This window comes from Acinetobacter towneri, assembly GCF_001758345.1.
Classification (GTDB): domain Bacteria; phylum Pseudomonadota; class Gammaproteobacteria; order Pseudomonadales; family Moraxellaceae; genus Acinetobacter; species Acinetobacter towneri_A.
In genome coordinates this window covers 1-13,741 of sequence record NZ_MKQS01000020.1, presented here as the reverse complement: position 1 = coordinate 13,741, position 13,741 = coordinate 1, and the positions used below count along the sequence as shown (strand labels likewise).

General features: G+C 43.7%; 13 protein-coding genes and 1 pseudogene. 12 read left to right on the top strand and 2 right to left on the bottom strand.

Going from position 1 to position 13,741, the window contains the following annotated elements:
• Positions 1-14 precede the first annotated feature (14 nt).
• The 12 genes from nuoE (at position 15) to BJN41_RS10415 (ending at position 13,105) form a co-directional block, all read left to right on the top strand.
• The gene (gene nuoE, locus BJN41_RS10470; protein WP_004975451.1) at positions 15-524 is read left to right on the top strand and encodes an NADH-quinone oxidoreductase subunit NuoE; all 510 of its coding nucleotides are present in this window, start codon (positions 15-17) and stop codon (positions 522-524) included.
• Positions 521-1,858: an NADH-quinone oxidoreductase subunit NuoF gene (gene nuoF, locus BJN41_RS10465; RefSeq protein WP_070155068.1), complete on the top strand. Its 1,338-nt coding sequence runs from the start codon at positions 521-523 to the stop codon at positions 1,856-1,858. The genes nuoE and nuoF overlap by 4 nt, the downstream gene beginning before the upstream one ends.
• An 11-nt stretch (positions 1,859-1,869) precedes the next feature.
• Complete coding sequence (gene nuoG / locus BJN41_RS10460) at positions 1,870-4,554, top strand: NADH-quinone oxidoreductase subunit NuoG (protein WP_070155066.1); 2,685 nt, start codon at positions 1,870-1,872, stop codon at positions 4,552-4,554.
• A gap of 3 nt (positions 4,555-4,557) precedes the next feature.
• Entirely contained in the window at positions 4,558-5,577 is a 1,020-nt protein-coding gene (gene nuoH / locus BJN41_RS15415) for an NADH-quinone oxidoreductase subunit NuoH (protein WP_004975457.1), read from the top strand.
• A gap of 18 nt (positions 5,578-5,595) precedes the next feature.
• Positions 5,596-6,138 carry an NADH-quinone oxidoreductase subunit NuoI gene (gene nuoI, locus BJN41_RS15410; protein WP_070155065.1) on the top strand — a complete coding sequence of 181 codons (543 nt, stop codon included), beginning with the start codon at positions 5,596-5,598 and terminating at the stop codon, positions 6,136-6,138.
• Complete coding sequence (nuoJ, locus tag BJN41_RS10445; RefSeq protein ID WP_171257437.1) at positions 6,138-6,656, top strand: NADH-quinone oxidoreductase subunit J; 519 nt, start codon at positions 6,138-6,140, stop codon at positions 6,654-6,656. Before nuoI ends, nuoJ begins: the two co-directional genes overlap by 1 nt.
• Positions 6,656-6,964 carry an NADH-quinone oxidoreductase subunit NuoK gene (nuoK, locus tag BJN41_RS10440; protein WP_004975463.1) on the top strand — a complete coding sequence of 103 codons (309 nt, stop codon included), beginning with the start codon at positions 6,656-6,658 and terminating at the stop codon, positions 6,962-6,964. Before nuoJ ends, nuoK begins: the two co-directional genes overlap by 1 nt.
• Positions 6,961-8,856, top strand: a complete 1,896-nt coding sequence (nuoL, locus tag BJN41_RS10435; RefSeq protein WP_070155061.1) for an NADH-quinone oxidoreductase subunit L — start codon at positions 6,961-6,963, stop codon at positions 8,854-8,856. Before nuoK ends, nuoL begins: the two co-directional genes overlap by 4 nt.
• A gap of 1 nt (position 8,857) precedes the next feature.
• Positions 8,858-10,471: an NADH-quinone oxidoreductase subunit M gene (gene nuoM, locus BJN41_RS10430; protein WP_070155059.1), complete on the top strand. Its 1,614-nt coding sequence runs from the start codon at positions 8,858-8,860 to the stop codon at positions 10,469-10,471.
• A 3-nt stretch (positions 10,472-10,474) separates the two neighbouring features.
• Positions 10,475-11,968 carry an NADH-quinone oxidoreductase subunit NuoN gene (gene nuoN, locus BJN41_RS10425; RefSeq protein WP_070155057.1) on the top strand — a complete coding sequence of 498 codons (1,494 nt, stop codon included), beginning with the start codon at positions 10,475-10,477 and terminating at the stop codon, positions 11,966-11,968.
• A 126-nt stretch (positions 11,969-12,094) separates the two neighbouring features.
• Positions 12,095-12,730 (top strand): uracil phosphoribosyltransferase, encoded by a 636-nt coding sequence (gene upp / locus BJN41_RS10420; protein ID WP_070155055.1) that lies wholly within the window; start codon positions 12,095-12,097, stop codon positions 12,728-12,730.
• Between the two features lie 81 nt (positions 12,731-12,811).
• The gene (locus BJN41_RS10415; protein WP_070155053.1) at positions 12,812-13,105 is read left to right on the top strand and encodes a cold-shock protein; all 294 of its coding nucleotides are present in this window, start codon (positions 12,812-12,814) and stop codon (positions 13,103-13,105) included.
• A gap of 73 nt (positions 13,106-13,178) precedes the next feature.
• Here BJN41_RS10415 and BJN41_RS15885 read toward each other — a convergent pair.
• Positions 13,179-13,394 (bottom strand): annotated as a pseudogene (locus BJN41_RS15885) (IS4 family transposase); the annotation flags it as partial.
• A 40-nt stretch (positions 13,395-13,434) separates the two neighbouring features.
• Positions 13,435-13,741 (bottom strand): transposase (locus BJN41_RS10405; RefSeq protein WP_141730397.1); only part of this gene is annotated, 307 nt, incomplete at its 5' end.

Genomic DNA, 13,741 nt, shown 5'->3' with positions numbered 1-13,741 from the left:
GGGGTAAACGCATTATGATGATTTTGACTGATAAAAAGCCACGTGTGAATGTTGAAGGGATTTTGACTGCGGAAGAAATCCATGAAATTGAACATCACATTGGTCATTATCCGTACCCACGTGCAGCATCTTTAGATGCCCTGAAGTGTGTACAGCGCCGTAATGGCTGGGTAGATGATGCGCAGCTCAATGCGATTGCACAGCTTCTCACCATCAGCGTTGCTGATTTAGAAGGTGTCGCAACATTCTATAACCGTATTTATCGCCAGCCTGTAGGTCGTCACGTGATTTTATTGTGTGACTCGATTGCATGCTTTTTGATGGGTGCAGAAACACTGGCAGAAGCATTCCAGCGTGAATTAGGCATTCAGTTTGGTCAAACGACTGCAGATGGTCGTTTCACCTTATTGCCAATTTGCTGTTTAGGTAATTGCGATAAGGGGCCAACCTTGATGATTGATGAAGATACTCACGGTTTAGTTGAGGTGACATCGGTGCAACAGTTATTGGAGAAGTATGTATGAATACCGAACCAAGACCAATTTATGGTGACGGTAACCCAGAAACACATCCATTAACTTGGCGTTTAAGCAAGCAAGAGCACGTGCGTAATGCAGATGATTACGAAGCGCTAGAAGGCTATGCAGGCTTTAAGAAAGCGATTTCTATGCCGCCTAAAGATGTGCTTGAAGTCATTAAAGCTGCGACTGTTAAAGGTCGTGGTGGTGCAGGCTTCCCAGCAGGGATCAAATGGTCACTGATGGCGCCAAACGACAATTCAGGTCCACGTTACCTGATTTGTAATGCCGATGAGATGGAGCCGGGTACTTTTAAAGACCGTTTGTTGATGGAAAAACTTCCCCACCAACTGATTGAAGGTATGCTGATTGCTGCGTACACGCTTGAAGCAACACACGGGTATATCTTTATTCGTGGTGAATACATCGAAGCCGCACAGTACTTAAATGAAGCGATTGAGCAAATTCGTGCCAAAGGTTATTTGGGCGAAAACATTTTAGGTACTAACTGGGGCTTTGAGCTATACGTGCACACAGGCGCAGGTCGTTATATCTGTGGTGAAGAAACCGCATTGATTAACTCGCTTGAAGGTCGTCGTGCAAACCCACGTACTAAGCCACCATTCCCGCAAGTTGCAGGGGCATGGGGTCGTCCAACAATTGTCAACAACGTAGAAACCTATAACAACTTACCTGCAATCATGTTGCGTGGTGCAGAGTGGTATATCGGTTTATCTGCAGGCAAATCGAAAGACCCAGGCACAAAAATTTACGGTGCTTCTGGTAAGGTAAAATTCCCAGGTCTATGGGAGCTTCCATTTGGTACGACTGCTCGTGAAGTAATTGAAGACTATGCGGGTGGTATGCGTGATGGCTTGAAGCTAAAAGCATGGTTACCAGGTGGTGCATCTACCGACTTCTTGGCAGCAGAACACATTGACTTGCCAATGGATGCAGAAAGCATCATGAAGGCAGGTTCACGTTTAGGTACGTGTTTGCTTATGGTGGTCGATGAAACCCAGTGTATGGTTTCTGCAACCCGTAACTTAGAAGAATTCTTTGCGCGCGAATCATGTGGTTTCTGTACCCCATGTCGTGATGGCTTACCATGGGCTGTAAAAGCACTCAAAGCAATTGAAAATGGCGAAGGGAAAGAAGAAGACATTCAACATCTTCAGGAACTCACCAAAAAATTGTGGATTGGTAAGACCTTCTGTGCTCACGCACCAGGTGCGATGGAGCCATTAATGGGCGCACTCAAATATTTCCGTAGCGAGTTTGAAGCAAAAGTGGTAAATAGCCGTCCTGCTGCTCAAGCTAGCAACGTAGAACAAGCTTAAGGAATTCGACTATGGCTACAATTCATGTCGATGGAAAATCKTACGAAGTCAATGGCTCGGAAAACTTGCTGCAAGCATGTTTGAGCCTTGGGATCGACATTCCGTACTTTTGTTGGCATCCATCCTTAGGTTCTGTCGGTTCTTGCCGTCAATGTGCCGTGACCCAATATGCGAACCCTGAAGATACTCGTGGTCGCTTGGTGATGTCATGTATGACACCTGCTGCTGACAATACCTATATCTCGATTGAAGACAAAGAAGCGACGGAGTTCCGTGCTTCAATTGTAGAGTTTTTAATGACCAACCACCCACACGACTGCCCAGTCTGTGAAGAAGGTGGTCACTGTCATTTACAAGATATGACAGTAATGACGCAGCACGATCGTCGTCGTTACCGCTTTACCAAACGTACGCACTATAACCAAGAGCTTGGTTCGTTCATTGCACATGAAATGAACCGTTGTATCGCATGTTATCGCTGTGTGCGTTATTACAAAGACTATGCAGGCGGTACTGACTTTGGTGTCTAYGCCAACGCATCGCGTGTTTACTTTGGTCGTCCTGAATCGGGTACTTTAGAATCTGAATTCTCTGGTAACTTGACTGAAGTATGTCCAACTGGTGTATTCACCGACAAAACTCACTCTGCTCGTTATAACCGTAAGTGGGACATGCAGTATGCACCTAGCGTATGCCAAGGCTGTTCTTCAGGCTGTAACATCTCTCCAGGTGAGCGTTATGGCGAATTACGTCGTGTAGAAAACCGCTTTAACGGTGAAGTTAACCAATACTTCCTGTGCGACAAAGGTCGTTTCGGTACAGGTTATGTGAACCGTGAAGATCGTCCGCGTCAGCCACAGTTCCGTAATGGTGCGAGTGTAGAAACCATTTCTGTAGATACTGCACTTGATACGATTATTGCCAAAGTTCAAGGCAAAAAAGTTTTGGGTATTGGTTCGCCACGTGCATCGCTTGAATCAAACTTTGCTTTGCGTGAGTTAGTGGGTCAAGACAACTACTCAACAGGCTTATCGCAAAAAGAGCAAAACTTGGTAGAGCTTGCAGCTTCAATCATGCAAACCGAAGGTATTTACAACCCAGGTATGCGTGAAATTGAAGATTACGATGCTGTGTTAATTTTGGGTGAAGATTTAACCCAAACTGCACCACGTATGGCCTTATCTGTCCGTCAAGCGGCGAAAAACAAAGCCAAAGAAATGGCTGCAGAGCGTCGTACCCCAGACTGGCTGGCTGAACCTGTGCAACGTATCGCACAAGATGCAAAATCACCAATTTACATTTTGGCTGCAACGCAAACGCGTTTAGCCGATGTAGCAACCGGTGAAGTGGTTGCATCTCCAAACGACATCGCACGTTTAGGTTTTGCGATTGCAGCTGCAGTAGCAGGCGATGTAATCACTGGTTTAGATGACGATGCCAAAGCATTTGCACAAACTATTGCCGACACGTTAAAAGCTGCGAAAAAGCCATTGGTGATTTCAGGTACAAGTTTACAAGAAGCTGCCATTATGGAAGCGGCTGCACAAGTGGCACAAAACTTGGGTGAGAACGCAGGTTTAACCCTAACTGTGCCAGAAGTGAACTCAATGGGCTTGGCAATTTTAGGTGGTCAAAGCTTAGAGCAAGCATTTGCACAAGATTATGATGCTGTGATTGTGGTTGAAAATGACTTATACCGTCGTTTACCTGCGGCACAAGTTGATGCCGCTTTGGCAAAAGCACAAGATGTAATCGTGCTTGATCATGCTGAAACAGCAACAGTGCAAAAAGCCAACATCGTACTTTCTGCAGCAAGCTTTGCTGAGGGGGATGGTACTGTAGTGAGCCAAGAAGGTCGTGCTCAACGCTTCTTCCAAGTTTATGACCCAAGCTACTACAAACCTGAACTAGCAATCAAAGAATCTTGGCGCTGGTTACACGCACTTGAAACAGGCTTAAAAGGTAAAGCAATTTCTTGGACTGTTTTAGATGACGTGATTGAATCTGTTGCGAAAAATATTCCAGCACTTGAAGCAATTCAGGATGTTGCACCAGATGCAGGTTTCCGTGTACATGGCTTGAAAGTTGCGCGTGAACCACGTCGTTACTCAGGTCGTACTGCAATGCGTGCGCCGTTATCTATTCACGAGCCAAAACAACCGACCGATGTCGATTCTGCATTAACTTTCTCTATGGAAGGTTATGTTGGTAACCAAACACCATCGGCACTTGTACCATTTGCATGGTCTGCAGGTTGGAACTCACCACAAGCTTGGAACAAATTCCAAGACAATGTGGGCGGTCACTTAAAAGGTGGTGATTCAGGCATTCGTTTATTCGATCGCTTAGCAAAACGTCCTGCACGTAGCTATGTGGCACCAGCACCTGTGCTAGCTAATCCTGAAAGCTTCCGTTTAATTCCAATGCATCACATTTTTGCATCGGGTGAATTTACGGTGAAAACACCTGCAATGGAAACGCGTATTCCTGAAGCTGTATTTGCTGTAGGCACTCAAGATGCGCAGCGTTTGAATCTACAAGATGGTCAAACAATTACTGTACAAACAGGCGAGACATCTATCGTATTGCCAGTACAAGTGATTGAATATTTACCTACAGGTTATATTGGTTACCCAATTGGTCTCGCACCAACGGTATCTCTTGCTGAGCCTGTTTCAGTCGCGGTAGGAGTGTAATTCATGCAACAAGAATTAATCCGTCAGACGCCGCTTTGGGCTGAGAACTGGCCAATTGCCTATTCAGTCATTCAAGCGATTGTCATTTTACTGGTTGTGGTATTGATTGCTGCACTCATGTCTTTTATTGAGCGTCGTTTACTGGGCTTATGGCAAGACCGTTATGGTCCGAACCGTGTAGGTCCAGGCGGTATGTTCCAGATTGTTGCCGACATGCTGAAAATCATGTTCAAAGAAGACTGGACACCAAAATTTGCCGACAAACTTACCTTCCGTATGGCACCAGCAGTTGCAATGGCAACTGCGGTACTGTCGTTCATGGTTATTCCTGTGTCACCTTATTTAGGTGTGGCAGACATGAGCATTGGCCTGTTGTTCTTTATGGCAATGGCAGGTATCGCAGTGTATGCGGTGTTATTTGGTGGTTGGTCATCAAATAACAAATACGCCTTGCTTGGTGGTTTACGTTCAGCCGCGCAAACCATTTCTTATGAAGTGTTCTTGGGTATTTCACTCATGGGTGTGGTTGCTATTGCAGGCTCATTCAACATGCGTGAAATTGTTGAAGCGCAACGTGATGTTTGGTTTGTGATTCCACAATTCTTAGGTTTCTTGATTTTCGTGGTTGCAGGTGTTGCGGTAACTCACCGTCACCCATTTGACCAACCAGAAGCAGAACAAGAATTGGCTGAAGGTTATCACGTAGAATATGGCGGTATGAAGTGGGGGATGTTCTTCGTTGCAGAATATGTCAACGTAGTTCTGATCTCTGCGCTTATCGTGACTTTATTCTTCGGTGGATGGCTTGCGCCGTTTAACCTTGAAATTCCATTCATTCCAGCAGCTTTCTGGTTCATTATCAAAACAGCATTCTTTGTGATGATGTTTGTCTTGGCACGTGGTTCTTTAATGCGTCCACGTTATGACCAAGTGATGAACTTTGGTTGGAAAATTTGCTTGCCATTGGCGCTTGTTAACCTTTTGGTAACTGGTGCTGTGATTCTTATGAATCATTCGGCCTAAGACAGCAGGGAGAACAATATGTTTAAGTTTCTAGCTGGGTTTGGGTCAATTGTACGTTCACTGTGGATGGTTTTCTCACACGTGACACGTAAACGTGACACCATTTTGTATCCGGAAGTACCAGCCGAAGAAATTGTACCTCCACGCTTCCGTGGTCGTATTGTGTTAACACGCGATCCAGATGGCGAAGAGCGTTGTGTTGCATGTAACCTCTGTGCAGTTGCTTGTCCAGTAGGTTGTATTTCACTGCAAAAAGCAGAACAGGAAGATGGTCGTTGGTATCCAGAGTTTTTCCGTATCAACTTCTCACGCTGTATTTTCTGCGGTATGTGCGAAGAAGCATGTCCAACGACTGCAATTCAATTAACACCTGACTTTGAGTTAGGTGAATATGTGCGTCAAGACTTGGTGTATGAGAAAGAACATTTACTCATTTCAGGTCCTGGTAAATATCCTGACTACAACTTCTACCGTGTAACGGGTATGGCTGTTACAGGTAAAGACAAAGGTCAAGCGCAACGTGAAAGCGCACCTGTTGATGTACGGAGTTTATTACCATGATGTGGCCGTTTTATTTGATGGCACTCGTGGCCATTGTCTCTACGGTTCGTGTAGTCACTAACGCGAACCCAGTACATGCTTTATTAAGCTTGATCGTGTCATTGCTTGCAGTTGCAGGCATGTTCATGATCGTGGGTGCTCCATTTGCTGGCGCATTGGAAATCATTGTTTATGCGGGTGCGATCATGGTCTTGTTCGTATTCGTAGTAATGATGCTGAACCTTGGTCAGCAAACCGTTGAACAAGAGCGTAAATGGTTGACTTCATCGGCTTGGGCATATCCAGCTTTGATGAGCTTCCTAATTGGTTTGGTTTTAGTGTGGTCATTAAGCTCAGACTACACCACACCAAGCGCTTTAATGGGCACTGAAATGGTTGGTCCAAAAGCGGTTGGTCAAGCACTCTTTACTCAGTACTTATTATTGGTTGAAGTTGCCGCAATGTTATTACTTGCAGCTTTAGTTGCAGGCTTCCACATCGGTAAACGTGAACCAAGTGCAGAAGAGGAAAAAGAATAATGGGCAACATCCCTTTAGAACATGGTTTGATTGTCGCGACCATTCTTTTTGCACTCGGTTTTTACGGTGTGATGGTGCGACGCAACCTACTATTTATTTTAATGGGCCTTGAAATCATGATGAACGCTGCGGCACTGGCGTTTGTTTTGGCTGGTAGTGCATGGGTACAACCAGATGGTCAGATCATGTTTATCTTGATCTTGACACTTGCTGCGGCAGAGGCGTGTATCGGTCTTGCGATCGTCCTTCAGTTCTATCATCGCTTCCATCATTTGGATGTGGATGCTGCTAGTGAGATGCGCGGATGAGTTATTTATATCTAACAGTATTGTTTCCGCTCATTGGTTTTATCCTTTTAGCGGCAGGGCGTAACAACTTACCTGAAAAAGTTGCTGCGATTATTGGCGTAGGTTCAGTAGGTCTGTCTGCATTATTTGCGTTAATTGCGGGCATGGACTTTGTAAACAACGGTTCGGTTGCAACGACTCAACATTTATGGACTTGGTTCAATGTGGGTGGTTTTGCACCTGCGTTTAGCTTGCACTTAGATGGTTTATCTTTGCTCATGCTGGGCATGATTACAGGCGTGGGTTTCTTAATTCACATCTTTGCATCATGGTATATGCGTGGTGAAGAAGACTTTGCACGTTTCTTCTCTTACTTCAACCTGTTCGTTGCGAGCATGTTGCTGTTGGTTTTAGGCGATAACTTAGCGTTATTGTTCTTAGGTTGGGAAGGTGTAGGTCTGTGCTCTTACTTGCTGATTGGTTATTACTACCAAAACCCTGCAAATGGTTTTGCGGCAATCAAAGCATTTACCGTAACACGTGTGGGTGACGTTTTCCTACTGATTGCGTTGTTCTTGTTATATCAACAATTCGGTACTTTAAATACACAATACATCGTAGAAAATGCTGCCAATGTAATGACTCAAAGCTCGTCTATCACTATTTGGACAGCGTTAATGTTGTTCTTGGGTGCTGCGGGTAAATCTGCACAAATTCCGTTGCAAACTTGGTTAGCCGATGCGATGGCAGGTCCTACACCTGTATCTGCATTAATCCACGCTGCAACCATGGTAACTGCAGGTGTTTACTTATGCTGTCGTATGTTCAGCGTATTTGAACTAGCACCAGAAGTGATGTTGTTCATTTCTATTACAGGTGCGGTGACCTTACTAGTTGCTGGTTTTGCTGCATTGGTTCAAACCGACATCAAACGTATTTTGGCTTACTCAACTATGAGTCAGCTCGGTTATATGTTTATGGCGGTAGGTGCTGAAGCGTATCAGGCTGGTCTATTCCACATGCTAACTCACGCATTCTTCAAGGCATTATTATTCTTGTCTTCTGGTGCGGTGATTTTGGCTTACCATCACGAACAAAACATTTTCAAAATGGGCGGCTTGTTCTACAAGAACAAATTCCTATTTGCATGTTTCGGAATTGGTGGCGGTGCATTGGCAGCGATTCCATTCTTGACCATTGGTTTCTTCTCAAAAGACGCTATTTTGGCAGCAGTTTGGACGCAAAGTCATATTGCAGGTATTCCGTTATATAACACCTTATATTGGGTGGGTGTAGCTGGTGCATTCTTAACTTCAATTTATACATTCCGTTTAATTTGGGTTGTATTCTTTGGTAAAGAAAACACGCCATATCACGAAATCAAAGGCGCAACTTACTGGTTCCCATTGGCAGTGCTTGCAGTACTTTCAACTGGTTTAGCGATTGTATTAAAAGCGCCAGTGATGAGCATTCTTGATGCTGCAAAAATCCCAGCATTTGTGATTCCTGAAGCATTAGAAGCAGGCGCACATGGTGCAGAGTATGTTGCAATTGGTGTGGCTTTGGCTGGTTTAGCCGTAGGCGTGGTGTTATTTGCCTTCGCTTATAATGCTGTAAAAGGTTTTGCGCAAACTTCATTGGGTGCGGGCCTTGCCAACATTTGCCGTAATGCACTTGGTTTCGATGCGTTGTATGACATCGTATTTGTAAAACCATTCTTGCTGATTGCCAAACTATTAGGTCGTGATCCAGTTGATGGCATGTGGTTAGTACTGCCTGCACTGGTGAAAGGTGGTCATAGCTTCACAAGTTCACGTCAAACAGGTTCATTACGTGAGTACGCATCGAGTATGGCACTTGGTGTTGTGGTCTTACTAATGATCTTGATCGTGATTCAGGTCGTGGGGAAATAAGATGGACGCTCCAAACAATTTAATTCTACCCGCGCTGATCCTTGTTCCGTTCATTGCAGGTTTTATTTGCTGGTTGGTCGATAAACTCGACGATAAATTACCGCGTTACATTGCTTTAGTGGGTATGCTCGTAACTTTGGGCTTAACTATCGCATTGTGGCAAGGTGCCAGCTATAACTACGAATTAGGCGCTCAAGTTCCAACTTGGTCGGCTGAATTTATGTTGCCTTGGATTCAAACCCTAGGCATCAACATTCACTTAGCGGTGGATGGCTTATCTTTACTTATGGTCGGCTTAACTGCATTACTGGGTGTTTTAGCAGTAGGCTGTTCATTTGGTGAGATTCAAAAGAACGTTGGTTTCTTCCACCTTAACCTTTTATGGTCTTTGGGTGGGGTAATTGGTGTATTCCTTGCGATTGACTTGTTCCTGTTCTTCTTCTTCTGGGAGATGATGCTTGTACCAATCTACTTCCTGATTGCGTTATGGGGTCATAAAGGTTCAAATGGTCGTTCACGTGTTTATGCTGCAACCAAATTCTTCATCTACACGCAAGTTGCTGGTTTAATCATGTTGGTGGGTATCTTAGGTCTAGTGATCTACGGATACATGATGTCAGGTACGATTTCGTTCAACTACAACTATTTATTGGCTGTAGCGAATACGCTTGATGCACAGTTACCAGCAGTCGCTTATGCATTTATGATCTGCTTATTTATCGGTTTTGCGGTAAAACTGCCTGTTTTCCCATTACACGGTTGGTTACCAGATGCGCACGCACAAGCGCCTACAGCGGGTTCTGTTGACCTTGCAGGTATTTTGATTAAAACTGCAGCGTACGGTTTACTACGTTTCGTAATTCCATTCTTCMCAGCGGCATCTGCTCAGTTCGCAGACATTGCCATTATTTTGGGTTTAATAGGTGTGTTCTACGGTGCGTGGTGTGCTTTCCAGCAAACCGACATGAAGCGTTTACTAGCTTATACCTCTATTTCGCACATGGGCTTCGTATTACTTGCAATTTATGCAGGTAATATCCTGACTTACCAAGGCTTAATGATCATGATGTTGGCACATGGCTTGTCATCTGCAGCACTGTTCATTATGTGTGGTCAAATTTATGAGCGCGTACACACACGTGACATGCGTTTAATGGGCGGTATTCGTGGTCAATTCCAATACCTTTCATTCTTCCTTATGTTCTTTGTGGCAGCGTTAGTCGGTATTCCTGGTTTAGGTAACTTTATTGGTGAATTCCTGATTCTGATGGGTTCATTCGAGCAGTTCCCAGCCTTCACAATTATTGCGGCAGTGAGCTTGGTCTTTGCAGGTGTTTACGGTTTAATCCTGATTCACAAAGCTTTGTTTGGTGTACCAAACGAAGAGCAAAAACAGCACTATGCAAATCCGTTAAAAGATTTAAATGCACGTGAAGTTGTGATTCTTTTAATCTGTGCGCTGGGTCTAGTATGGCTTGGTCTTTATCCACAAACCTTCCTTGATATTTCAAACTCAAGTATGGCGTGGTTAGCGAATAGCTACATCCCAGTTCAAGAAGTAGTTGAAGTTACTCATGAAGTAACAACTCAACTCGAAAATGTGGAGATCCAATAAGCCATGAACTTCACAATGTCATTTTCTGAGCTTATGCCTTTAGCTCCTGTGATGATCGTGGCCTTAACTGCGATTGTCGTGATGATTCTTACTGCAATTAAGCGTAATCATAACTTAATTGCAACGGCATCAGTTGTGGGCTTGAACATTGCTGCTGCTTACCTTTTACTCATGATGTTTGGTGGGAATTTTGCGCCTGCCAGCGTGATGGGTATGTTTATGATTGATCCGTTCACCTTGTTGTATCAACTGGTGATTCTGATTGCAGCATTGGCATGTTCGACTTTATCTCATGCTTATATTGAGACCTATAAAGACAACCGTGAAGAACTTTACATCTTAATGTTGTGTTCGGTTACGGGTGCTATGTTAATGGTGTCAAGCTCGCACTATGCGTCGTTCTTCATTAGCCTTGAGTTAATGTCAATTCCTGTTTATGGCTTATTGGCATACACTCACCAGCGTTCTAAATCTTTAGAAGCAGGCGTGAAGTACTTAGTCTTGTCTGCAACTGCATCTGCAATGTTGCTCATGGGTATGGCGTACATTTATGCATACACAGGTTCATTGTCTTTCTATGACTCTGTACAAGCATTAATGCAAAATATCCAACAGCCATTAGTCGTTTTAGGTCTAGGCTTAATTGTCTTTGCTGTTGCATTTAAATTGTCTTTGGCACCATTCCACAAATGGACGCCAGACGTTTATGACGGTGCGCCTGCACCAATCGCAACCTTCCTTGCGACTGCGGCAAAAGTAGCAACCATTGGTTTGTTTGTACGTTACATTTTGGGTTCAGGTGCAATCCTGATTGACTCAATTGTAACCATCATGACCATTATTGCTGTGCTTTCAATTTTGGTGGGTAACTTCCTTGCTGTACGTCAAGTTAACTTGAAACGTATTTTGGCTTACTCATCAATTGCACACTTTGGTTATTTGATGATTGGTTTAATCAGCATGACTTATGCAAGCTTGGGCAATGTCAGCGTTTATGTGATTACTTATGTCTTAACCACGATTGGTGCGTTTGGTGCAGTGGCATTAATGTCTAGCCCGTATAACAATGTAGCTGAAGCAGAAAGCTTGGCTGACTACCGTGGTTTGTTTTGGCGTCGTCCAGTATTGACTGCTGTATTGACCGTGATGATGCTTTCTCTTGCGGGTATTCCACTCACTGCAGGCTTCATTGGTAAGTTCTTGGTGGTGATGGCTGCGGTCACGACTCAGCACTGGTTCTTAGCTGCGATGATCATCGTAGGTTCAGGTATTGGTTTGTACTACTACTTGCGCGTTATGGTGGTGATGTATATGACACCGCCAGATGATCCAAAAATGGACGCTGTTGATCATTGGGGGCAAAAAGTGGGTGGTATTATGGTATTGGTTGCAGCTTTAGCGGTATTGGTGATTGGTGTTTATCCAGACCCAATTATCAAAATGGCACTGGAAGCTGAAATTTTGTCACCCATCCATTTCATGCTGTCACAGCAATAATTTGAAAGAAGTTTAACTTTCAGTCAAAAAGCCTTCATAAATTGAAGGCTTTTTGGTTTATATACACAATAAAAACAGCATATAATAAAAGGATATTTGCTTTTCTTTCCTTTTAGGTGTTCTCCCGTGGCTATTCATGAAATCCGTCATCCACTTATTCGTCATAAATTGGGGTTATTACGTCGTGCAGACATCAGCACCAAAAACTTCCGTGAATTAGCACAAGAAGTGACCATGTTGCTGACATATGAGGCGACTAAAGATTTGCCAGTGGTCGAACACGAAATTGCGGGTTGGAATGGCGCAGTCACCGTAGACCGTATTGCGGGTAAAAAAATTACGGTTGTGCCAATTTTACGTGCAGGTATTGGCATGTTAGATGGTTTCTTGAACCTAATTCCAAGTGCTAAAGTGTCTGTACTTGGCCTGGAACGCGATGAAGAAACTTTAGAAGCGCGTACTTACTACAAAAAATTAGTACCAGATGTACAAAATCGTATCGCGATGATTATTGACCCTATGCTTGCCACAGGTTCATCTTTGGTGGCAGCGATTGATTTGCTCAAAGCCAGTGGTTGTAAAGACATTCGTGTGATGGTTTTGGTTGCAGCGCCAGAAGGCATTCAACGTGTAGAAGCAGCGCACCCAGATGTGGTGATCTTTACTGCATCGATTGATGAAGGTTTAAATCAAGATGGTTATATTGTGCCAGGCTTGGGGGATGCAGGCGATAAAATTTTTGGTTCAGTCCAAAAAGATTAAGACGAATATTGGTAAAAAAGAGGCATTAACTGCCTCTTTTTTATATACTCACATATAGTGCAGCTCGTAAAAGGTTAAGCCATGAAATCTGAACAATATCAAGGGAAAATCAAACAATACAATGCCGAAAAAGGCTATGGATTTATTGCCGCACCTGAAGGTGAAGTGTTTTTCCATATCTCAGATTTTCCTGCGGCAGTAGGCGAACCAAAGCGCAATGATCGGGTTAAATTTAATGTGGTCCAAAATCGAGATCGTTACAAAGCCATTAATATTGAACCTGTAGAAGATAAATCTAAGAAAGCGAAAAAAGCCAAAACGGTTGCTGCAAATACGTCAATTACGTCTGCATTGTTATCGAACTTAAAGCGTTAGTTTTAAATATTTTCATGATCAGAAAAGAGGCATTTTCGCCACTGCTGTCCCACAATTTTTCACAAGAGGAAGCTTAAATAAGCTTCCTCTTGTTTAATGGGATTTTATCGGGTGAGAATAAAGCTTTTAACGTTTTTCTTTCAAACAAATTCACTTGAATGATTCTGAGTAAGCGCTGCACTGTCCAGCCTTCTTTCCCCAGATGTTGAGCGAAACTCACCAGCAAATAGGCGATTAACGCGATCCAAATTTGAGTTTGTATGGCATTACGGCTTCGACCTAGAAATGACGAGCCTGTAAATAATTTTGTGTAATTGCTTTTCATAAATTTAAAGGTGATTGCTTAAGCGGTCACCGAATTCAATAATAAAGCGGCTCATGGCTAAACGCCAGTCGCGAATAGGCATATTCCACTTTTTAGACGCTGCATCAATTGCCAGGTAAATCACTTTACGTACAGAATCATCCGTTGGAAAGACTTTACGCTTTTTGATCGCCTGACGTATTACGCTGTTTAATGATTCGATCGCATTGGTGGTATAGATGGCTTTGCGTATCTCGGCTGGATAAGCAAAGAAGGTATTTAGATTCTCCCAGTGTGTACGCCAGCTTTTGCTGATCTGTGGGTACTTGTCA